This window comes from Micromonospora sp. A3M-1-15 (assembly GCF_024213425.1).
Classification (GTDB): domain Bacteria; phylum Actinomycetota; class Actinomycetes; order Mycobacteriales; family Micromonosporaceae; genus Micromonospora; species Micromonospora chersina.
On record NZ_JANAVK010000004.1, the window covers coordinates 325,631 to 347,030 of the forward strand.

20 protein-coding genes are annotated in these 21,400 nt (G+C 75.4%); 13 read left to right on the forward strand and 7 right to left on the reverse strand.

The features are described 5' to 3' along the window. Positions 1-7 precede the first annotated feature (7 nt). Entirely contained in the window at positions 8-1,075 is a 1,068-nt protein-coding gene (locus tag NLX85_RS22010) for a DNA glycosylase AlkZ-like family protein (protein ID WP_254338050.1), read from the reverse strand. 23 nt (positions 1,076-1,098) lie between these two features. After that, positions 1,099-1,530 (reverse strand): hypothetical protein, encoded by a 432-nt coding sequence (locus NLX85_RS22015; RefSeq protein ID WP_254338052.1) that lies wholly within the window; start codon positions 1,528-1,530, stop codon positions 1,099-1,101. A gap of 154 nt (positions 1,531-1,684) precedes the next feature. Between NLX85_RS22015 and NLX85_RS22020 the strand changes: the two genes are divergently transcribed. The 5 genes from NLX85_RS22020 (at position 1,685) to NLX85_RS22040 (ending at position 5,791) form a co-directional block, all read left to right on the forward strand. Next, positions 1,685-1,888: a hypothetical protein gene (locus tag NLX85_RS22020; protein ID WP_212833635.1), complete on the forward strand. Its 204-nt coding sequence runs from the start codon at positions 1,685-1,687 to the stop codon at positions 1,886-1,888. 78 nt (positions 1,889-1,966) lie between these two features. Then, positions 1,967-2,977, forward strand: coding sequence for a histone (locus NLX85_RS22025; RefSeq protein WP_254338054.1), 1,011 nt, complete (start codon positions 1,967-1,969; stop codon positions 2,975-2,977). Positions 2,978-3,109: 132 nt separating this feature from the next. Next, positions 3,110-4,546, forward strand: a complete 1,437-nt coding sequence (locus NLX85_RS22030; protein ID WP_254338056.1) for an RNB domain-containing ribonuclease — start codon at positions 3,110-3,112, stop codon at positions 4,544-4,546. A 73-nt stretch (positions 4,547-4,619) separates the two neighbouring features. After that, positions 4,620-5,318, forward strand: a complete 699-nt coding sequence (npdG, locus tag NLX85_RS22035; RefSeq protein WP_254338058.1) for an NADPH-dependent F420 reductase — start codon at positions 4,620-4,622, stop codon at positions 5,316-5,318. A 29-nt stretch (positions 5,319-5,347) separates the two neighbouring features. Beyond that, positions 5,348-5,791, forward strand: a complete 444-nt coding sequence (locus NLX85_RS22040) for a VOC family protein (RefSeq protein WP_254338060.1) — start codon at positions 5,348-5,350, stop codon at positions 5,789-5,791. A 45-nt stretch (positions 5,792-5,836) separates the two neighbouring features. On the opposite strand, the gene panB is transcribed toward NLX85_RS22040, so the two are convergent. Both panB and NLX85_RS22050 read right to left on the reverse strand, forming a co-directional pair. Then, positions 5,837-6,682 carry a 3-methyl-2-oxobutanoate hydroxymethyltransferase gene (gene panB, locus NLX85_RS22045; protein ID WP_254338062.1) on the reverse strand — a complete coding sequence of 282 codons (846 nt, stop codon included), beginning with the start codon at positions 6,680-6,682 and terminating at the stop codon, positions 5,837-5,839. Between the two features lie 125 nt (positions 6,683-6,807). Beyond that, a complete protein-coding gene (locus tag NLX85_RS22050; RefSeq protein WP_254338064.1) occupies positions 6,808-8,568 on the reverse strand; it encodes an NAD+ synthase in 1,761 nt (586 codons plus the stop codon). Positions 8,569-8,719: 151 nt separating this feature from the next. Here NLX85_RS22050 and glnA point away from each other — a divergent pair, with 151 nt between their 5' ends. The 4 genes from glnA (at position 8,720) to NLX85_RS22070 (ending at position 11,772) form a co-directional block, all read left to right on the forward strand. After that, a complete protein-coding gene (gene glnA, locus NLX85_RS22055; protein ID WP_254338066.1) occupies positions 8,720-10,069 on the forward strand; it encodes a type I glutamate--ammonia ligase in 1,350 nt (449 codons plus the stop codon). 82 nt (positions 10,070-10,151) lie between these two features. Beyond that, positions 10,152-10,577 (forward strand): DUF350 domain-containing protein, encoded by a 426-nt coding sequence (locus NLX85_RS22060; RefSeq protein WP_254338068.1) that lies wholly within the window; start codon positions 10,152-10,154, stop codon positions 10,575-10,577. Between the two features lie 32 nt (positions 10,578-10,609). Next, positions 10,610-11,302, forward strand: coding sequence for a YafY family protein (locus tag NLX85_RS22065; protein ID WP_254338070.1), 693 nt, complete (start codon positions 10,610-10,612; stop codon positions 11,300-11,302). A gap of 98 nt (positions 11,303-11,400) precedes the next feature. Then, a complete protein-coding gene (locus NLX85_RS22070; RefSeq protein WP_254338073.1) occupies positions 11,401-11,772 on the forward strand; it encodes a VOC family protein in 372 nt (123 codons plus the stop codon). A gap of 131 nt (positions 11,773-11,903) precedes the next feature. On the opposite strand, the gene NLX85_RS22075 is transcribed toward NLX85_RS22070, so the two are convergent. Then, positions 11,904-12,368 (reverse strand): hypothetical protein, encoded by a 465-nt coding sequence (locus NLX85_RS22075; protein WP_254338075.1) that lies wholly within the window; start codon positions 12,366-12,368, stop codon positions 11,904-11,906. A gap of 180 nt (positions 12,369-12,548) precedes the next feature. Between NLX85_RS22075 and NLX85_RS22080 the strand changes: the two genes are divergently transcribed. Continuing rightward, positions 12,549-13,433 carry a virginiamycin B lyase gene (locus NLX85_RS22080; protein ID WP_254338077.1) on the forward strand — a complete coding sequence of 295 codons (885 nt, stop codon included), beginning with the start codon at positions 12,549-12,551 and terminating at the stop codon, positions 13,431-13,433. A gap of 73 nt (positions 13,434-13,506) precedes the next feature. On the opposite strand, the gene NLX85_RS22085 is transcribed toward NLX85_RS22080, so the two are convergent. Then, the gene (locus tag NLX85_RS22085; RefSeq protein WP_254338079.1) at positions 13,507-14,436 is read right to left on the reverse strand and encodes an LD-carboxypeptidase; all 930 of its coding nucleotides are present in this window, start codon (positions 14,434-14,436) and stop codon (positions 13,507-13,509) included. 65 nt (positions 14,437-14,501) lie between these two features. Here NLX85_RS22085 and NLX85_RS22090 point away from each other — a divergent pair, with 65 nt between their 5' ends. Continuing rightward, positions 14,502-15,272, forward strand: coding sequence for a type 1 glutamine amidotransferase (locus tag NLX85_RS22090; RefSeq protein ID WP_254338081.1), 771 nt, complete (start codon positions 14,502-14,504; stop codon positions 15,270-15,272). A gap of 1 nt (position 15,273) precedes the next feature. Further along, positions 15,274-18,297 carry a bifunctional [glutamine synthetase] adenylyltransferase/[glutamine synthetase]-adenylyl-L-tyrosine phosphorylase gene (locus NLX85_RS22095; RefSeq protein ID WP_254338083.1) on the forward strand — a complete coding sequence of 1,008 codons (3,024 nt, stop codon included), beginning with the start codon at positions 15,274-15,276 and terminating at the stop codon, positions 18,295-18,297. 17 nt (positions 18,298-18,314) lie between these two features. On the opposite strand, the gene NLX85_RS22100 is transcribed toward NLX85_RS22095, so the two are convergent. Further along, the gene (locus tag NLX85_RS22100) at positions 18,315-19,931 is read right to left on the reverse strand and encodes a hypothetical protein (RefSeq protein WP_254338085.1); all 1,617 of its coding nucleotides are present in this window, start codon (positions 19,929-19,931) and stop codon (positions 18,315-18,317) included. A gap of 45 nt (positions 19,932-19,976) precedes the next feature. Here NLX85_RS22100 and mptB point away from each other — a divergent pair, with 45 nt between their 5' ends. After that, positions 19,977-21,392, forward strand: a complete 1,416-nt coding sequence (gene mptB / locus NLX85_RS22105; protein WP_254338087.1) for a polyprenol phosphomannose-dependent alpha 1,6 mannosyltransferase MptB — start codon at positions 19,977-19,979, stop codon at positions 21,390-21,392. Positions 21,393-21,400 lie beyond the last annotated feature (8 nt).

The following is a 21,400-nucleotide window of genomic DNA, read 5'->3' on the forward strand; positions in this document are numbered from 1 at the left end:
CGACCCCTCACTGTCGACGGACCCCGCCGGCCAGGCCCAGCCAGGCCGCCAGCGCGGACAGTTCCGCGTCGACCGCGGCCGTCACCCCGGCGGTGAACGGCACGTCCTGGTGGACCGCGTCGACCCGCAGCACCGACGCCTTCCGGTCGGCGGTCGCGTCCACCTTGCCCACCAGCCGGTCGTGGTGCAGCACCGGCAGCGCGAAGTAGCCCCAGCGCCGCTGTGCCTTCGGCACGTACATCTCCAGCCGGTAGTCGAAGTCGAAGAGCTCCAGGGCGCGCCTGCGGTCGTGCGCCAGCCGGTCGAAGGGGGAGAGCAGCGCGGTGCGCCCGCCGAAGGGCGCGCCGTCGAGCGCCGCCGGATCGACCCGCCAGGCGCCGGCCGTACCCTCGATCTCCGCCGGCTCGCCGGCCTCGCCGACCACCAGCGGGCGGGCCACGCCGAGCGAGCGGAGCAGCCGCTCGTCGCGGAGCCGGCGGGCCTCCTCGGCGGGGACCGCCGGCGTGCCGGGTGGGTAGACCCGCTCGGCGAGGTCCCAGGTGCGTTGCCGGCCGACCCGGCCGGCGACGGCGATCTCGCCGCGTGCCGCGAGGAACTCCAGCATCTGGGTGACGTTGCGGTTGTTCGTCCAGCCGGTCGACGGCCACGGCACCGCGCTCCGGTCCTCGACGTCGCGGCTGAGCAGCGGCCCGGCGTCGCGCAGCAGATCCAGCACGTAGCGGCGGAAGGCGTCGTTCGCGGCCAGCCAGTCGCGGTGCCGGCCCGGCTCGGGCCAGGCGGCCATCTCGGCGAGGTGCAGCCGCAGGTCGGTCATCGGCCGCACCATGGCCCGGTGCTCGAACAGGCTGCGGTCCCGCTCCAGCGCCCGGGTCAGGTCGCTCGGCCGGTAGCCGGCGCCCAGCCGGGTCCAGGCGACCAGATCGGCGTTGGGGGCGATCGCGGCGGTGGGGTCGATCTGGAGGAACGTCAACCGGTCCACCAGCGCCAGCAACTCGGTGGGGCGGTGCGCGTCGAGCAGTTGGGCGCGGACGGCGACCCGGCGGGCGGTGGCGCGGTCGAGCCGGTGCGGAACCATGCGGGCGAGACTAGCCGGGCCGGTCAGGAGGGGCAGGGCAGCCGCTCCAGCGGGGCGGGGCTGTCCCCCCGGCGCACCACCTGCGCGAAGCAGCCGTCGGCGTCGGCCCGCTGCCAGCCGAACACCGACGCGGCGGTCTTCGCCACGCGCACCCGGAAGACCAGCCGGACCTCGGCGGCGGCCGCCGCCACCGTGAGGACCTCGACGCCGTCGACGGTTCCGGCGGCGCGCCGCAGGTCCGCCTCCCCGGCCGACGGTTCGGCCAGCAGGACGGCACGGGTGCGTTGGGCGGTGGCCGTGACCTCCCGGTCGGCCCGCCGTTCCAGCCGATGCTGGGACCGGTCCCGCAGCAGCGGCACCCCCACCGCCAGCCCGACCGCCGCGAGGGCCGCCAGCGCCGTCCCCACCGCCAGCCGGCGGCGCAGGCGGGCCGACCGTCCTCCCCCGAAGCGCACCCGGGGATTGTCCGACACCGACCCGGCAGCCGGCTGCCCCGTCTTTCGCCGTTCCGGCCCGGAACCGCCCTGACCAGGTCTAATGTGGAGGACATCGGCGACTATTTACGGCGTTCCGGTGGCGGCCGGGCGGTTCGCGGTGCACAGTGATCGCATGAGCGACGACGGACGTGGTGGGCACTACTACTGGTGCACCCGACACCACCGGGTCGAGACCGATGCCGACGTGTGCCCCGCGAAGCACGTTCTCGGACCGTACGCCTCAGCCGCCGACGCGGAGAACGCCCTGCAGCAGGTGCGGGAGCGCAACGAAGCGTGGGAAGCCGAGGACGCCCGTTGGGCCGGGGAGGACAGGTAGACGGCGCGGGACGGCCCGCGTCGAGGTGATCCGTGCTCCCGCGAGGGCGGGAGCACGTCCCCAGGAAAGGGAACCGAGATGGCCGAAGCACAGCAGGCCACCCGCCCGGCCGCGAAACGGACGACCGCGAAGAAGACCACCGCGGGCAGGACGACGACGGTCACCAAGGCGTCCCCGAACGCCTCCGGCGCCGGTGCCGGCCGGGTGCCGGCGAAGACCGGGGTCGCGCGGAAGGCCGCCGCCAAGAAGGTCGTGTCGGCCGCCCGGAAGGCGCCGGCGAAGAAGGCCCCGGCCACGAAGACCACGGCCAAGAAGGCGCCCGCCACGAAGGCCACCACCAAGAAGACCACCGCGGCGGCGAAGAAGACCACGCCCGCCAAGAAGACCACCGCCGCGAGGAAGACCACCGCCGCCAAGAAGACGACGGCGGCGAAGAAGGCCCCGGCCAGGAAGACCACGGTCGCGGCGAAGAAGGCTCCGGCCAGGAAGACCACGGTCGCGGCGAAGAAGGCTCCGGCCAGGAAGACCACGGTCGCCGCGAAGAAGGCTCCGGCCAGGAAGACCGCCGCCGCGAAGAAGGCGCCGGCGCGGAAGACCACCACGGCGCCGCCGGCGAAGAAGACGACCGCGGCGAAGAAGGCCCCGCCGAAGAAGACGACCGCGGCGAAGAAGGCCCCGGCGAAGAAGACCACCGCCGCCCGCAAGGTCACCTCCACCGGGCAGAAGGCCACCGTCGCGGTGAAGAAGACCGGCGCGGCGGCGAAGAAGACCGCCGCGAAGAAGGCGCCGGCGAAGAAGACCACCGCCGCCAAGGCCACCGTGAGCCGCCCGAGCGGCGGCGCCCGCAAGGCGGCGGCGAAGAAGGCGCCGGCCAGGAAGGTCACCGGCACCTCCTCCGCCACGGCCCGCAAGTCGGCGGGTCGCAAGGCCACCTCCGCGGCGTCGTCGGTCGGCCCCGTCGAAGCCCGGACGAGCACCTCGACGGGAACCCACAAGCGGCTCACCGCCGCCCGGAAGCCGGCCGGCACGCGGGTCGTGGCCGGCCGGTCCACGGCCAAGCCGGGAGGCACCGCGCGGACCGCGGGCTGAGATCCGGGTTCCGCCGCCGACCGGCGCACCGCCGGTGGCAACTCCGGCGCGGCGGATCCGACGCCGCCGCTCACCGGCCGGGAGCCGCTGGCCGGTGAGCGGATCACGCGGAGCGCTGTCAGGATTGACCCCGTGGTGATCCGACGCGTACTGGCGCCCCGCATCGACTTCGGCGCGCTGCGCCGCGAGCTGGGACTTCCCGAAGACTTCCCGGCCGCGGCGCAGCGCGAGGCGGACGCGGCCGCCGCCGCGCCGCTGCCGGCCGTCGCCGACCGGACCGACATCCCGTTCGTCACCGTCGACCCGGCGACCTCGCGCGACCTCGACCAGGCCATGCACCTCGCCCGCCGGCCCGGTGGCGGTTTCCGCGTCCGGTACGCGATCGCCGACGTCTTCACCCACGTCCGCCCCGGCGGGGAGCTGGAGGCGGAGACCTGGCGCCGGGGGCAGACCGTCTACCTGCCCGACGGGAACGTGCCGCTGCACCCGCACACGCTCAGCGAGGGGGCGGCCAGCCTGCTGCCCGACGCCGACCGGGCGGCGGTGCTGTGGACCATCGACCTCGACGCCGACGGCGGCACGGTCGCCGTCACGCTGGAGCGCGCCCGGGTGCGCAGCCGGGCCAAGCTCGACTACTCCGGGGTGCAGCGCGACGCCGACGCCGGCCGGCTGCCCGACCCGATCGCCCTCCTGCCCGAGATCGGCGCCCTGCTCACCGCCCGCGGGTTGCGCCGGGGCGCGATCAACCTGCCGCTGCCCGAGCAGGACGTCGAGCCGGACGGCGACGGCTGGCGGCTGGTGCTGCGCGGGCCCGGCCCCATGGAGGAGCACAACGCGCAGATCTCCCTGCTCACCGGGATGGCCGCCGCCGACCTCATGCTGGCCGGCCGGATCGGGCTGCTGCGCACCATGCCGCCGCCCCGACCGGAGGCGGTCGACCGGTTGCGGCTGGCCGCCGGGCCGCTCGGCGTGCCCTGGCCGGCCGACACCCCGGTCGGCACGGTGCTCGTCGGGCTGGACGCCTCGCAGCCCCGCGCGGCGGCCTTCGTCGACCAGGCCGCCGAGCTGATGCGCGGCGCCGCGTACACGGCGTTCGACGGGCAGGTGCCCGAGCAGCCCGAGCACGGCGGGGTGGCCGCCGCGTACGCCCACGTGACGGCGCCGCTGCGCCGGCTCGCCGACCGGTACGCCACCGAGTTGTGCCTGGCCCTGCACGAGGGCCGGGAGGTGCCCGAGCACGTCCGCGCCGCGCTGCCGCAGCTGCCCGAGGTGATGGCGACGACCGACCGGACCGCGTCCGCGGCCACCCGGGGTGCCGTGGAGCTGGCCGAGGCGGTGCTGCTGGCGCACCGGGTGGGGGAGACCTTCGAGGCGGCGGTGCTCGACGTGGACGAGCCGCGGCCGGCGGGCAACGGCCGGGCGGGCCGCCCGCCGGGTGGCACCGTCGCCCTGGACGAGCCGCCGGTGCGCGGCCGCTGCACCGGTGACCTGCCGCTCGGCGAGCGCGTCCGGGTCCGCCTGACCGCCGCCGACCCGACCCAGCGCAAGGTGGCCTTCGAACGGGCGTGAGGCGCGCCGAGCGCGGGGATTGTCACAGCGCCCGGCCGCGCTGCCGGGCGGTGACCTTTGCGAGGATGAGCGCATGGCTTACGACGCGACCACGCTGCCCGACGTCTCCGGGCTGACCGTCGGCATCATCGGTGGCACCGGCGACCAGGGGCGGGGTCTCGCCTACCGGTTCGCCCGGGCCGGGCAGACCGTGCTGATCGGCTCCCGCGCCGCCGACCGGGCCGCCCAGGCCGCCGCCGAGATCGCCGCCCTGCCCGGCGTGCCGGCCGGCGCCACGGTGTCCGGCGCGGACAACGACGAGGTCGCCCGCCGCAGCAACGTGGTGATCATCGCGGTGCCGTGGGACGGGCACGCCGCCATCGTGGCGGCGCTGGCCGCCCCGCTCGCCGGCAAGATCGTCATCGACTGCGTCAACCCGCTCGGCTTCGACAAGCAGGGCCCGTACGCGCTGGCCGTGGCCGAGGGCAGCGCCGTGCAGCAGGCCGCCGGGCTGCTGCCCGACTCGCGGGTCTGCGCCGCGTTCAACCACGTGAGCGCGCCCCTGCTGGCGGATCCGGAGGTCGAGCGGATCGACCTGGACGTGCTGATCTGCACCGAGGACCGGGACCTGGTCGGTGTGGTCGCCGCGCTCGCCGCCCGGATCCCGGGGATGCGGGGCATCTACGCCGGCCGGCTGCGCAACGCCCACCAGATCGAGGCGTTCACCGCCAACCTCATCGCGATCAACAAGCGCTACAAGGCGCACGCGGGCATCCGCGTCACCGACCTCTGACCGTCGTACCCGTGCGGCACCATCGCCGCATGGAATGGCAACTGGTGATCGACTGTCGGGAGCCGTCGCGGCTCGTCGCGTTCTGGGCGGAGGCGCTGCGCTACCGGCCGCAGCCCCCGCCGGACGGGCACGCGACCTGGCGGGACTGGTACCTCTCGGTCGGCATCCCGGAGGAGGAGCTCGGCGACGGTGACTGCGCCGACCGGCTGGAGGACCCGACCGGCGCCGGCCCGCGGATCTGGTTCCAGCCGGTCCCCGAGCCGAAGGCGGTCAAGAACCGTCTGCACATCGACCTGAAGGTCGGTGGCGGGCGTGCGGTGCCGCTGGCCGAGCGGCGGTCCCGCGTGGACGCCGAGGTGGCCCGCCTGACCGCGCTCGGCGCCCGGGTGCTCGGCGGGATGGACGCGCCGGACAACGACCACTACTCGTTCCAACTGGCCGACCCGGAGGGCAACGAGTTCTGCGTGGTCTGACCGGTGCGGGCGGCGCGGCCGGGAGCCGCGCCGCCCGGCGTACGGTCAGAAGGTGTGTTCGGCGGCGGGGAACTCGCCGCCGCGCACCTCCTCGGCGAACCGGCGGGTGGCGTCGGTCAGCGCGCCGGCCAGGTCGGCGTAGCGCTTCACGAAGCGCGGGGCCTTACCGGTGCGCAGCCCGGCCATGTCCTGCCAGACCAGCACCTGCCCGTCGGTGTCCGGGCCGGCGCCGATGCCCACGGTGGGGATGCGCAGCTCGGCGGTGATCCGCTTGGCCACCTCACCGGGCACCATCTCCAGCACCACGGCGAAGGCGCCCGCCTCGGCCACGGCCCGCGCGTCGGCGAGCACCTCCTCGGCGGTGTCGCCGCGGCCCTGCACCCGGTAGCCGCCCAGGGTGTGCTCGCTCTGCGGGGTGAAGCCGATGTGCGCCATCACCGGGATGCCCGCCCCGACGATCGCCTCGATCTGGGCGGCGCAGCGCCGGCCGCCCTCCAGCTTCACCGCGTGGCAGCCGCCCTCCTTCATGAACCGCACCGCGGTCCGCAGCGCCTGCGTCGGCCCCTCCTCGTAGGAGCCGAAGGGCAGGTCGCCGACGATCAGCGCCTGCCGGGTCGCCCGGACCACCGCGCGGACCAGGGGGAGCAGCTCCTCGGCGGTCACCGGCAGGGTGGTCTCGTAGCCGAACACGTTGTTCGCGGCCGAGTCGCCGACCAGCAGCACCGGAATCCCCGCCTGGTCGAAGATCGAGGCGGTGTACTGGTCGTACGAGGTGAGCATCGCCCAGCGCTCGCCGCGCTCCTTGGCGGCGATCAGGTCTCGGGTGCGGACCCGTCGGGTGGCCGGCCCGCCGTAGAGGGCGGTCACCTCGGTCGGGGTGGACTCCACCATGACTCTCTCCTTCCTCGAGGCCGCGTTCGCGGTCCCCGGGTTCCGCCGCGATCGTCGCACCGGGGCACCGGCCGGGGGCAGGGCGGAGTGGAGGATTTCACTCCCGGCGGGCCGCCGGGACCGGGTCAGCCGTCCTCGCGCCAGCGGTTGGTGATCGGCAGCCGCCGGTCGCGGCCGAACGCCTTGATGGAGATCTTGGTGCCGGGGGCGGACTGCCGGCGCTTGTACTCGGCGGTATCCACCATCCGCAGCACCCGGTCCACGATCGCCGGGTCGTGGCCGGACGCGACCAGGCCCTCCCGCCCCAGGTCGCCGTCGACGTAGCCGATCAGGATCGGGTCGAGCACGTCGTATTCCGGCAGGCTGTCGCTGTCGAGCTGGCCGGGGCTCAGCTCGGCCGACGGCGGCTTGCCGATCGAGCTCTCCGGGATCGGCGGCGTCTCACCGCGCCGCTCGGCGTCGGCGTTGCGCCACTTGGCCAGCCGCCAGATCAGCGTCTTCCAGACGTCCTTGACCGGGTTGTAGCCGCCGACCGAGTCGCCGTACAGGGTGGAGTAGCCGACCGCCAGCTCGCTCTTGTTGCCGGTGGTGAGGACCAGGTGGCCCTCCTGGTTCGACAGCGCCATGAGGATCACGCCACGGACCCGGGCCTGGAGGTTCTCCACGGTCACCCCGGAGAGCGACATGTTGGCCAGGAAGGTGTCCACCATGGGCTGGATCGGCTCGATCCGGAAGTCGAGGCCGGTGCGTTTGGCCAGCTCCTCGGCGTCGGCGCGGGAGTGCTCGGAGGAGTGCTGGCTGGGCAGCGACACCCCCACCACCCGGTCGGGGCCGAGCGCGTCCACGGCCAGGGCCGCCACCACCGCCGAGTCGATGCCGCCGGAGAGGCCGAGCACCACCGACGGGAAGCGGTTCTTGTTGACGTAGTCGCGCAGGCCCACCACCAGCGCCTGCCAGACCTCCGCCTCGTCGGCGACCGGCGCGATGATCCCGCCGACCGCGACCTCGCCCACGGGCGCCGGGGGGAGGATGTCGCTGACCTTGGCCCGGACGATCCGCATGCCGCCGGCGACCTGCTCGCCGTCGACCGGCTCCTTGGCCGGCGGCAGGTCCACGTCGTGCACCAGCAGGTGCTCGACGAACTGGGGCGCCCGGGCGAGCAGCGTGCCGGTCGCGTCGACGATCATCGAGTCGCCGTCGTAGACCAGCTCGTCCTGGCCGCCGACCATGTTCACGTACGCGACGGCGGCGCCCGCCTCGGCCGCCCGGCGGCGGACCAGTGGCAGCCGGATGTCGTCCTTGTTCAGCTCGTACGGCGAGCCGTTGATGTTGAGCACCAGCCCGACGCCGGCGTGCCGCGCCACCGCGAACGGGCCGCCGGCCTGCCACAGGTCCTCGCAGATGGTCAGCGCCACGTCCACCCCGCCGATCCGGACCACGGTCAGCGCGTCGCCGGAGACGAAGTAGCGGTCCTCGTCGAAGACCCCGTAGTTGGGCAGGTGGTGCTTGAAGTAGGTGGCCACCACCGCCCCGCCGTGCAGCAGCGCGGCCGCGTTGCGGGCACCCCGGCCCGGCTCGGCGTCGGCGCTGACCTGCGGCGGGCCGTCCGCGTCGAGGTAGCCCACCAGGACCGGCAGGTCACCCAGGCCGTCGGCGGCCAGGTCGGCGGCGAGCCGGTGCAGCGCGGCCCGCGAGGCGGCGACGAAGGACCGGCGGAAGACCAGGTCCTCGACCGGGTAGCCGGTCAGCATCAGCTCCGGGAAGAGGGCGAGCTGGGCGCCGGCGTCGGCGGCCTTCCGGGTCCAGGCGCGGACCAGGTCGGCGTTGCCGGCGATGTCGCCGACCGTCGGGTCGACCTGGCACAGGGCGAGACGCAGGGTGGGCATGCCCTCATCTTGCCCCAGCGGCAGGGGCCGAATCCGACCGGACGCGGGAGACGCCGGGGGCGTAACGTCGGCGTAACGAGCCCGGTGGAGACTGGGCGGTCAGGCCGGGCCGGCCCGACCGGTTCGGACGTACGCGTCGCGAGGGGTGGAAGTGGACCGTCAGCAGGAGTTCGTCCTCCGTACGCTGGAAGAGCGGGACATCCGGTTCGTCCGGCTGTGGTTCACCGACGTGCTCGGCACGCTCAAGAGCGTGTCGGTGGCCCCGGCGGAGCTGGAGGCGGCCTTCGAGGAGGGCATCGGCTTCGACGGCTCGGCCATCGAGGGCTTCGCCCGGGTCTTCGAGTCCGACATGGTGGCCATGCCCGACCCGACCACCTTCCAGGTCTTCCCGTTCGAGGGCGGGGTCAGCGGCGAGAGCGCGCGGATGTTCTGCGACATCCTGCTCCCCGACGGCAGCCCGTCCTGGGCCGACCCGCGGCACGTGCTGCGCCGGGCGCTGTCCAAGGCGGCCGAGAAGGGCTTCACCTTCTACACCCACCCGGAGATCGAGTTCTTCCTGCTGGAGAACGGCCCGCAGGACGGCTCGCTGCCCGTCCCGGTCGACACCGGCGGCTACTTCGAGCACACCACCCACGCGGTGGCCCGTGACTTCCGCCGGCAGGCCGTGCTGGCGCTGGAGCGGATCGGCATCTCGGTGGAGTTCAGCCACCACGAGGTGGCACCCGGCCAGCAGGAGATCGACCTGCGCTACGCCGACGCGCTCACCACGGCCGACAACATCATGACCTTCCGCCACGTGGTGAAGGAGGTCGCGCTCTCCACCGGCGTCCAGGCCAGCTTCATGCCGAAGCCCTTCACCGACCAGCCGGGCAGCGGCATGCACACCCACCTGTCGCTGTTCGAGGGGGAGCGCAACGCGTTCCACGACGCCGGCGATCCGATGAAGCTCTCCAAGGTGGCCAAGTCGTTCATCGCCGGCCTGCTCACCCACGCGCGGGAGTACACGGCCGTCACCAACCAGTGGGTCAACTCCTACAAGCGGCTCTTCCCGCTGGCGCTGCCGGACCGGATCACCGAGAGCCCGGCGTACGTCTGCTGGGGTCACCTGAACCGGTCGGCGCTGGTCCGGGTGCCCGCCTACGGCAAGCCGAACTCGGCCCGGGTCGAGGTCCGCTCGCTGGACTCGGCGACCAACCCCTACCTGGCGTTCGCGGTCATGCTCGGCGCCGGCCTCAAGGGCATCGAGGAGGGCTACGAGCTGCCGCCGGGCGCGGAGGACGACGTCTGGTCGCTGAGCAGCGCCGAGCGCCGCGCCATGGGCTACGAGGCGCTGCCGGAGAACCTGGCCGAGGCGATCGACGTGATGGCCGGCTCCGAGCTGGTGGCCGAGGTGCTCGGCGAGCACGTCTTCGACTTCTTCCTGCGCAACAAGCGGGCCGAGTGGGAGCAGTACCGCCGCGAGGTCACCCCCTACGAGCGGCAGCGCTACCTGTCGCTCTAGATCACGGTGGTGCGGTGCCGCTATCGTCTGCGGCACCGCCCCGGCAGCCGCGTCGGGCGGGCGAGGCCGGGGAGGGCGTTCGGTGCTGGGAGACCTGCTCAACGGGGCGTGGCAGAGCATCGTGTTCGGGGTCGTCGGGGTGGCGCTGCTGGCCGCCGGCTTCGTGCTCGTCGACCTGCTCACCCCGGGGAAGCTGCGGGAGCTGATCTGGGTGCGCCGCAACGGCAACGCCGCGCTGCTGCTGGCCGCCAACCAGCTCGGCATCGCCGGCATCGTCTTCACCGCGATCCTCACCAGCTACAGCGACTTCGGCAAGGGGCTGGCCTCCACGATCATCTTCGGCCTGGTCGGCCTGCTCGTGATGGCGCTGGCCTTCTTCGTGCTGGACCTGCTCACCCCCGGCAGGCTCGGCGAGGTCATCTGCGCCGACGAGCCGCACCCGGCGGCCCGGGTCAGCGCGGCCACCCACTTCGGCGCCGCGCTGATCGTCTGCGCCTGCATCGCCTGAGCGCTGTCGTACCCGGGGCATAGCCTCCGGGCGTGAACCGCACCGACCGTCTCTACGCCCTGGTGGAGGAGCTGCGGGCCGTGTCGCCGCGGCCGCGCAGCGCCCGCTGGCTGGCCGGGCGCTTCGAGGTCAGCACCCGCACCATCGAGCGGGACATCACCGCGTTGCAGGGCGCCGGGGTGCCGATCTGGGCCGAGCCGGGCCGCACCGGCGGCTACGTGGTCGACCGCGCCCGCACCCTGCCCCCGGTCAACCTCACCCCGGGCGAGGCGGTGGCGATGGCCGTCGCGCTGCACCGGCTGGGCGGCACGCCGTTCGCCCCGGCCGCCGGCGCGGCGCTGCGCAAGCTGGTCGCCGTGATGCCGCCCGCCGACGCCGCCGAGGCGCACCGGCTGGCCGGCCGGGTGCACCTGATCGGCGGCGGGCCGGCCACGCCCGTCCCGGCCGCCGTGGCCGACGCGGTCTCCGCCCGCCGCGTGCTCCGCCTGCGGTACGCGGACCGCTCCGGCGCGGTCTCGGCGCGGGACGTGGAGCCGCTGGCCTACCTGGGCAACCCGACGCACTGGTACCTGGTCGCCTGGTGCCGGCTGCGCGACGGGCTGCGCTGCTTCCGCACCGACCGGATGGCCTCGGTGCACCCGCTGGCCGAGCCGGTGACCCGCGAGCTGCGCCCCGACGACCTGGACATCCCCGCCGGCCGGGTCCGTCCACTGAGCCTCGTGTGATCTCGGTGGAAACACCGACAGGACGGTGTCGCGGAGGTGACCGAGGCTGACTCCTGACGACGCCGGCCGACCGGCCGGCGCGAACCTCAGGAGGAAGCATGTCCAGCACGCCCGTCACCTGGTTCGAGATCGGCTCCGACCGCCCGGCGGAGGTGGAACGCTTCTACGCCGACCTGTTCGGCTGGACCTTCGAGGAGCAGGGCGGCCCGGGTGCGTCGTACCGGCAGACGGCCGCCGGCGGGGAGCGGGGGATCGGCGGCGCGATCCGGGCCACCGACGGCACCTCGTCGAACTACGCGATCTTCTACGCCGAGGTCACCGACGTGGCGGAGACCTGCCGGCGGGCCGAGGCGGCCGGGGGCAAGGTGCTGGTGCCGGTGCGCACCACGCCCAGCGGCCTGATCTGGGCCCACCTGCTCGACCCGTCGGGCAACCACATCGGCGTCTTCACCCCGCCCGCCGCCGGATGAGCGAACGGGTGCGTCTGTTGCCGTCCTGACGACAACAGACGCACCCGAAGCATCGCGGTGGATGGGTGGCCCCACCGGTGCCGGCCGGGAGGGAGGTGCGGCCAGTGCGGGGCCGGTGGGGCCACCCGGGATCAGTTGCCGGGCCGCTCGCCGCCGCCGCGGTGGCCGTGACCGCCGGGGCCCGGGAAGACCCCGGCCTCGGCGGCCTTCAGCACCGCGTCGGCCTGCTCCTGGGTGAGCTTGCCGTCCTTGACGGCCTGGTCGAGCCGGTCCTTCAGCGCGGCCTGCCGGTCCTCGGTCGACGGCCGCTCGGGCCGGTCGGCCTGCCGCTGCTCGCGCAGCTTCTCCAGCGCCGCGGTGACCTTGTCGGTCGGGACGCCCAGCTCCTTGGCGAGCGCCTCGGCGAACTCGGCCTGCCGGTCGGCCCGCTGCTGCTGCCGGTCGCTGTTCTGGTCGGTGCTCGTGCTGGCGCTCGCGGCCGGGCTCGGGCTCTTGTCGTCGGCGAGCGCCACCGTCGGGGCGGCGATCCCGACGCCGAGCACTCCGGCGGCGGCCAGGCCGGCCAGCAGGTGCTTCCTCGACATCTTGCGGATCATGCGGTTCTCCTCTGGGTGGTGGTGCGATGACGTCACCGACAGTGACCGGCGTAGCTGGGCGCGACCCGTGGCGAACCTGTCAGCGCGCTGGCAATCACCCCCGGAAAACAGGACAAACCAGTTGCCAGGGCACGCGGCGGGCGGCAGGGTGGGCCGGTCACCGACGGAAGGCGAAGCCGCATGACGAACCCCTCCATCCGCGAGATCGAGCTGTCCGAGCCGGGCTCGGGGCCGTACGGGATCACCGCCGGCCCGGACGGCGCGCTCTGGCTGACGCTGGCCGGCACTGGTGGCGTCGCCCGGGTCGGGCCGGACGGCGAGGTGCGGACGTACCTGGCCGACCCGGCGGAGAGCCGCCCGCTGATCATCACCGCCGGCCCGGACGGCGCGCTCTGGTACACCCGCTCCGGCGACCACCGGCTGGGCCGGATCACCGTCGACGGGCGGACCAGCTCCGTCGCGCTCCCGCCCGGGACCGCGCCGTGCGGCCTGGCCGTCGGCCCGGACGGCGCCCTCTGGTACGCCGGGATGGGCGACGACACCGTCGGCCGGGTCACCGTCGACGGGGCGGTCACCACGTTCCCGCTGCCGGTCGCGAAGGGCTTCCCGTCGATGCTGGCCGCGGGGCCGGACGGCGCGCTCTGGCTCACGCTCCACCAGGCCAACGCGATCGCCCGGGTGGCCCTGGACGGTCAGGTGACCCTGCACGCCCTGCCCACGGAGGCCGCCGGACCGGTCGGCATCACCCTGGGCGGCGACGGCGCGCTCTGGTTCGTCGAGATCGCCGCCGGTCAGCTCGGCCGGATCACGCCGGACGGCCGGATCGACGAGTTCCCGCTGCCCGACCGCGCGGCCCGCCCGCACGCCATCGTGGCCGACCCGGCCGGCGGCTGCTGGTTCACCGAGTGGGCCGCCAACCGTATCGGCCACATCGACAAGGCCGGCCACCTCACCGGACACGACCTGCCCACCCCGTCCTCGGAACCCCACGGCCTGACGGTGACCCCCGACGGCACGGTCTGGATCGCCCTGGAGACCGGCGCGGTCGCCCACCTCACCCCCTGACCCCGATGATCATGGGGTTGGCGGCGGTCGTGGGTCTTCGAACCGCCGTCAACCTCACACGTGGCGGCCGGGGTCAGCGGACGGCGGGGGAGACCGTCAGGGTGCCGGTGGTGGCGTCCAGGACGGCGGGGGTGCCGACCGGGACCGTCAGCTGGTCGGGGCCGTGGCCGATGGGGAGGCCGCCGAGGACGGGGACGCCGAGGTCGCCGAGGCGCTCGGTGAGCACGTCCGTGATCGTGGTGTCCCAGCCGTCGGCGCACTCGGTGAACTGGCCCACCGCGACACCGGCGATCCCGTCCAGGGCGCCGCAGCGGCGCAGGTGGGTGAGCATCCGGTCGACCTTGTACGGCGGCTCCTGCACCTCCTCGACCAGCAGCACCGCCCCGGTCAGGTCGGGCATGTCCGGGGTGCCGATCGACGCCGTGATCAGGCACAGGTTGCCGCCGAGCAGCCGCCCCTCCGCCCGGCCGGGCACCCGGACCGGGTACGTCTCCTCCTCCTTCACCGCCTCGACGGTCACCGGCTCGGTGGTCATCAGCGCGGCGTGCAGCGACTCCGCCGAGCGGAGCGGGGTGCGGTCGTCCCGCCAGGCCGCGCCCGGGCCGTGCACGCCGGCCAGCCGGGCGCCCCGCCAGAGCGCGAACTGCAACGCCGTGATGTCGGAGAAGCCGGCCACCACCTTCGGGTCGCTGCGGACCGCCGCCATGTCGATGAGGTCCACCACCCGCTGCGCGCCGTAGCCGCCCCGGGTGCAGATCACCCCACGGATCTCCGGGTCGGCGAACGCGGTGTTCAGGTCGGCGGCCCGCAGCTCGTCGGCGCCGGCCAGGTAGCCCTGGCGGGCGTACGCGTGCGGCGCGGGCACCGGCCGCAGCCCCCAGCCGGTGAGCAGCTCGATGCCGCGGGCCACCCGCTCCGGGCGGGTCGGTCCGGAGGGCGAGACCAGCATCACCTGGTCGCCGGGGCGCAGGACCGGTGGGCGCAGGCAGTCGTCGGTGGCCACGACGGGAGCCTAGTGCGGCCGAGCCGGACCGACCGTGGTCGGGCGCACCGGATAGCCTCGACGTCGTGGCGACCGCGCTGGTGATCGAGAACGACCCGACCGACGACCTCCGCCGCCTGGGGGAGTGGCTCACCGAGGGGGGCCTGGACCTGTGGGTCCTGCGCCCGCACGCCGGCGACGAGCTTCCCGCCGACCTCGACGGGTACGTCGCGCTCGTGGTGCTCGGCGGCGAGCAGCAGGCCTACCCGCAGGCCGACGGGAGCCCCGGCGCGCCCTGGTTCCCGGCCCTCGAAGGGCTGCTGCGCAAGGCGGTCCGGCAGCGGATCCCCACCCTGGGCGTCTGCCTCGGCGGGCAACTGCTGGCCGCGGCCCACGCCGGGCGGGTCGAGCGCAGCCCGTCCGGGCCCGAGGTCGGGCCCGCGGTGGTCGGCAAGCGGGACGCCGCCGACACCGACCCGCTCTTCCGGTACGTCCCGTTGATGCCGGACGTGCTCCAGTGGCACTCCGACGAGATCACCGAGCTGCCGCACGGGGCCACCCTGCTGGCCGCCTCGACCCGCTACCCGAACCAGGCGTTCCGCCTCGGCGACCGGGCGTGGGGGCTCCAGTTCCACATCGAGTGCGACACCGCGATGATCGCCGACTGGGCCCGCGACTCCGAGCTGCTGGCCGAGCTGGGCTACGACCCGGAGCTGGTGGTGGCCGCCTGCGACCGGGTGATGGCCGACGTGGAGGAGGTCTGGCAGCCGTTCGCCGTCCGGTTCGCCGCCCTCGCCCTCGGTGAGCTGGACGACGCCACGATCCCGCGCCCCAGCCTGCCGCTGCTCGGGCACTGACATGACCCGACCGACCCGGGGACGCCTGGCCCGCTACGGCTTCGCCGAGGCCGACGGCGGGGCGCGCGCGGCCGACCTGCTCGGCCCGGACGGGCTCGGATTGTGGCGTACCGAGGAGCAGGAACCCGCCGACGAGGCGGCCGGCGAGCTGCTCGGCGCGCTGTCCCGGGCCGCCGACCCGGACCTGGCGCTGCGCCAGCTGCACCGCCTCGTCGAGGCGGAACGGCGTACCGGTGAGAAGCCGGAAGTGCTGCACGCGCTCGCCGCCGACCCGGGGCTGCGCCGCCGCCTGGTCGCGGTCCTCGGCGCCTCCTCGGCGCTCGGCGACCACCTGGTGGCCAACCCGCGGCAGTGGGCCGTGCTGGCCACCGAGCCGGACGGGCTCGCGCCCCGCGCCGACGGCCGGCTCGACCTGGCCGCCGCCGCCCGGCTGACCGCCGCCACCGGCCCGATCCCGGTGCTGCGGCAGGCGTACCGGTTGGCGCTGCTGCGGATCGCGGCGGCCGACCTGACCGGCGGGCGCGGCCTGGAGCAGACCATGGCGGCGCTCTCCGGGCTCGCCGACGCCACCCTGGCCGCCGCCTACGACATCGCGGCGGACGAGCTGCCGGAGGGCACGCCCCGGCCCCGGCTGGCCGTGGTGGCGATGGGCAAGTGCGGCGGCGACGAGCTCAACTACGTCTCCGACGTGGACGTCATCTTCGTGGCCGCCACGGACGAGGACCTCGCGGCCGCGACCCAGGTCGCCACCCGGCTCATCCACGTCTGCGGGCTGGTCGCCTGGCCGGTCGATGCCGCGCTGCGTCCCGAGGGCAACCGGGGGCCGCTGGTCCGCACCCTGGCCAGCCACCTGGCCTACTACCGCCGCTGGGCCCGCACCTGGGAGTTCCAGGCGCTGCTCAAGGCCCGGCCGGCGGCCGGCGACCTGGCGCTGGCCCGGGAGTGGATCGACGCGCTCGCCCCGCTGGTCTGGAGCGCCGCCGAGCGGCCGGAGGCGGTCGAGGACGTCCGGGCGATGCGCCGCAAGATCATCGACCACATCCCGCCGAAGGAACTGGAACGCGAGATCAAGCGCGGCCCGGGCGGGCTGCGCGACATCGAGTTCGCCGTCCAGCTGCTCCAGCTCGTGCACGGCCGGGGCGACGAGTCGCTGCGGGCGCCCGGCACCATCCCCGCCCTGCGCGCGCTGGTCGCCGGCGGCTACGTCGGCCGCGCCGACGGTGAGGCGCTGCTGCGCGGCTACCGCTTCCTGCGCGGCGTCGAGCACCGGCTCCAGCTCCAGGGGCTGCGCCGCACCCACACCGTGCCGATCGAGCCGGACGCGCTGCGCTGGCTGGCCGCCGCGCTCGGCCACGCGGCCACCCCGGGCCGCAGCGCCGTCGAGGAGTTCCGCGCCGAGTGGGTCACCCACGCCACCGAGGTACGCCGGCTGCACGCCAAACTGCTCTACCGGCCGCTGCTGGAGTCGGTGGCCCGGGTGCCGGCCGAAGGGCTGCGGCTCACCCCCGAGGCGGCCCGGCACCGGCTGGAGATCCTCGGCTTCGCCGACCCGGCCGGGGCGCTGCGTCACCTCCAGGCGCTCACCGGCGGCGTGAGCCGCACCGCCGCCATCCAGCGCACCCTGCTGCCGGTGCTGCTCAGCGAGTTCGCCGACGCGCCCGAGCCGGACCGGGGGCTGCTCAACTACCGGCAGGTCTCCGACAAGCTCGGCAGCACCCCCTGGTACCTGCGGCTGCTGCGCGACTCCGGCCCGGTGGCCCGCCGGCTGGCCCGGGTGCTCTCCTCCTCCCGGTACGCCGCCGACCTGCTGGCCCGCGAGCCCGAGGCGCTGCGGCTGCTGGCCGAGGACACCGAGCTGACCCCGCGCCCGCGGGAGGTGCTCGGCGAGGGCTTCACGGCCGCGGCGGCCCGGCACGACGACCCCGTCGAGGCCACCCGCGCCGTCCGCGCGCTGCGCCGCCGCGAGCTGGTCCGGCTCGCCTGCGCCGACGTGCTGAGCCGGGCCGGCGCGCTCGCCCCGCTCACCCCGCGAACGGCGGACGGCGGCGGGCGCGTGCCGACCCTGGCGGACGTCAGCGCCGTGGGCGTCGCCCTCTCCGACGTCGCCGACGCCACCCTGGCCGCCGCGCTGCGGACCGCCCGTGCCGCCCAGCCCGGACCGCCCGGCCTGCGCTTCGCGGTGATCGGCATGGGCCGGCTCGGCGGGCGCGAGTCGAACTACCTCTCCGACGCCGACGTGCTCTTCGTCTACGACCCGCCGCCGGGCGCCGACGAGCGGGCCGCCGGCGCCGCCGCGCACGCCATCGCCGAGGAGCTGCGCCGGCTGCTCTCCGCGCCGGCCCCCGACCCGCCACTCGGGGTCGACGCCGACCTGCGCCCCGAGGGCCGGCAGGGCCCGCTGGTACGCAGCCTCGCCGCGTACGCCCAGTACTACGCCCGCTGGTCGAAGGTGTGGGAGGCGCAGGCGCTGCTGCGGGCCCGGTTCGTCTGCGGCGACGCCGACCTAGGCGCCGAGTTCGAGGCGCTTGTCGACCCGGTCCGGTACCCGGCCGACGGGCTGACCCGCGAGCAGGTCGTGGAGATCCGCCGGATCAAGGCCCGGGTGGAGACCGAGCGGCTGCCCCGGGGCGCCGACCCGGCCACCCACACGAAGCTGGGCCGGGGCGGGCTCGCCGACGTGGAGTGGGCCGTGCAGCTGCTCCAGCTCCGGCACGCCGGCCGGCTGCCCGCGCTGCGCGGCACGCGTACCCTCGACGCCCTCGCCGCGGCCCGGGACGCCGGCCTGGTGGATCCCGAGGACGCGGCCGAGATGGCGGCCGGCTGGACGCTCGCGGCCCAGGTCCGCAACGCGCTCATGCTGGTCCGCGGCCGGGCGGGTGACCAACTGCCCCGGCACGGGGTCGAGCTGGCCGGCGTGGTGCGGCTGCTCGGCGGGGACGACCCCGGCGAGTTCCTGGACGAGTACCTGCGCGCCGGCCGGCGCTCCCGCGCGGCCATGGAGCGGGTGCTCGACGCCCCGGCCTGACCGGCCGCCCGCCCCGGTCAGCCGCCGACGGTGTACGTGCCGGCGCGCGGGACGGTCACCGTCGTCCACTCGCCGTCGGTGGCGAGCGTGGCCCCGCCATTCACCGTGAGCCAGCGGTCGTGGCGGACCCGCACCGGCACCAGGCCGGGGGCGGGGGCGCGGAAGGTCACCGTGGCGGCGTCCTGGCGGACCAGCTCGCCGGGTGCGCCGACCAGCGGAGTCGGGTCGGCGACCGCGTAGAGCCGCCAGTGCGGGTCGGACCAGACCTCCGCGAGGTACGGCAGGCCGGCCCGGACCAGTTCGGCCTCCGGCCGCCCCACCCAGGACAGCTCCACGTCGGGCACGGCGACGTACTGCACGGCGTTCTCCGCGAGCCAGGCCCGGTAGGTGTCGGCGGTCAGCGGGACGCCGGTGCCGGACGCGCCGGGAACGGTGGTGAAGAAGAGCGGGTTGCGGGCGATGTCGGCCTGGCGCAGCCAGCCCCGGGCCAGCGGCACCTCGCCGAGGTGCGCGGCCTCCCAGTAGTTGCGGGTCGGCGGCACCTCCACCCGCCCGGTCAGCCCGCGCCGGTCCAGTTCGGCGCGGAGCGGCGCGAAGTACGCCGGGTCGGCCGTGGGGTCGTCCGCGCTGGCCAGGTCGGCGGTGACCACGGGCGGCTGCCACCAGCAGACCGCCGCGAGCAGCGCGGCCAGCGCCACCGCACCCACCGCCCGACGCCGCCGTGCCGCCGCCGGCCCCGGTTCGCCCGCGGCCGGAACCGACCGGTGGTCGGTCAGCCGGCGGGGGAGCGCCGCGGCGGCGGCCAGCACGGGCAGCGCGAACATCACCACCAGCCGGGTCGCGTTGAGCCCGACCGGGGTGTGCAGCAGCGCCGCGGCCAGCACCCCGGCCGCCGAGAGCAGCGCGCCGGCCCGCACCGGCCGGTACGCCACCAGCGCCGCCACCAGCAGGCTGGTCACCACGGCGTGCAGGGTGTCGGCGCGGCTGATGTTCATCCAGCCGCCCTCGCCGAAGAGCAGCCCGGTCACCGCGAGGGGCGCGGCGGCGGGCACGGCGAGCAGCAGACCGTCGGCGTACCGGCGGGTGAGCAGCAGCGCGGCGGCCGCCAGGCCGACGAAGAGCCCGGCCACCGGGCTGGCCGCGGAGGCGAGCAGGGCGGCCAGGCCGGCGAGCACCGCACGCGACAACCGGGCGCGGCCCGTGGCCCCGGGAGGCAGGGTCAGGGCGAGCAGCGCGGCCAGGCCGAAGGCGACCCCGAGGGCGTACGTCACCCGGCCGGAGACCAGGTTGCCGGCGATGGTGAGCACCCCGACCAGGCCGCCCAGCAGCGGGCGGGGCACCCCGGTCCGGATTAGCAGGGCCGCGAACGCGGTGGCCGAGGCCAGCAGGGTGAGCGCCCCGGTGGGGCGGACCCCGAGCAGGGCCATCAGCGGCGGCGAGACCAGGCTGTAGCCCCACGGGTGAACCCCGCCGTACCAGCGCAGGTCGACCGGGGCGGCCCCGTGATCGGCGAAGAATCCGGCCCGGGCCACCTGGGCGGACAGGTCCGAGCCGGTGGCCGGCAGGGTGAGATACAGCACGGCGAGGACCAGCGCGGACGCGGCGCACACCGCCACCACCCGACCGCCCCGCATGCCCACCTCCTGATCGCGACCCACCGTACTGGCAGCATGTCCGGCGTGCCTCACCACCTCTCGCGCTGGATCGGCCTGGCGGGCTCGGTGCTGCTCGCCGTGGCCGCCTACCTCGGCGGCGCGCTGCCGCACGGTGACCTGCGCCCCACCCCGGTCAGCATCTGGCAGGGCCCGAACGGACCCCTCGTCATCGGTCTCTGGCTGGTCGGCACCGCCCTGCTGGCCTGGGCCTGGTGGTCGCTGCGCGACAGCGCGCCGTCGACCCGCTGGGTGCTCGTCACGGTCGCGCTCTGGCTGCTGCCGATGCTGTTCACCCCGCCGCTGGGCAGCCGGGACGCGTACGCCTACGCCTGCCAGGGCGCCAGCTTCAACGCCGGGATCAACCCGTACGAGCAGGGCGTGTCCGCGCTGCCCTGCCCCTGGCTGGACACCATCTCCTACATCTGGCGGGACACCCCGGCGCCGTACGGGCCGCTGTTCGTGGTGCTCTCCGGGGCGGTCGTCTCGGCCGCCGGGTCGCTGGCCGGCAGCGTGGCGCTGTTCCGGCTGCTCGCCGTCGCCGGGGTGGCGCTGACCGCGTGGGCCCTGCCGGTGCTGGCCCGCCGCTGCGGGGTGCCGCCGCAGCGGGCGCTCTGGCTGGCGCTGGCCTGCCCGCTGGTCCCCGTGCACCTGGTCTCCGGGGCACACAACGACGCGCTCATGGTGGGCCTGCTCACCGCCGGGCTGGCCGTGGTGGCGGCCCGGCCGGGCCGGCCGCTGCCGCTGCTCGCCGGTGGGCTGCTGCTCGGCCTCGCCGCCGCCGTCAAGGTCACCGCGCTGGTCGTGGTGCCGTTCGCCGCGCTGGCCGCGATCGTCGGGCCGTACCGGATCCGGGCGCTGGTCCGCGACGGCGCGTGGGTGGTCGGCGCGGCCGTGGCCGCCGTGGTCGCCGTGACCCTCGCGGCGGGGCTCAACTTCGGCTTCATCAGCGGCCTGGAACAGGGCGGGCTCGTGGTGGCCTGGACGTCGCCGCCCACCGCGGTCGGGCAGACCGCCGGGTACGTGGCGGCGATCTTCGGGGCGCACATCGACGCGCTGCCGGTCACCCGGGGGATCGCCGTGGTGGTGCTGGTGGCGGTGCTGGTCTGGCTCTGGTTCCGGGCGCTGCGCCGCGGGGAACCCTTCTGGCACGCCGGCCTGGCGCTGACCGCGACGGTCGCGCTCTCGCCGCTGTTCCACCCCTGGTACTGGATGTGGCCCCTCACCGTGCTCGCCGCCACCGCCCGCCGCACCGGGTGGTTCTCGCTGGTCGCGCTGGTGTCGTCGTTCCTGGTCCTGGCCGACGGCACCGGCCTGCCCCGCTGGACCAAGATGCCCGGCGCGCCCCTCATGACGCTGTTGGTGATCGTCGTGGTGGTCCGGTTGGTACGTTCGGCTCGGGCGGCCCGCCGGCCGGTCCCCGCCGACCGAGGAGCCGACTGAGGAGAGGT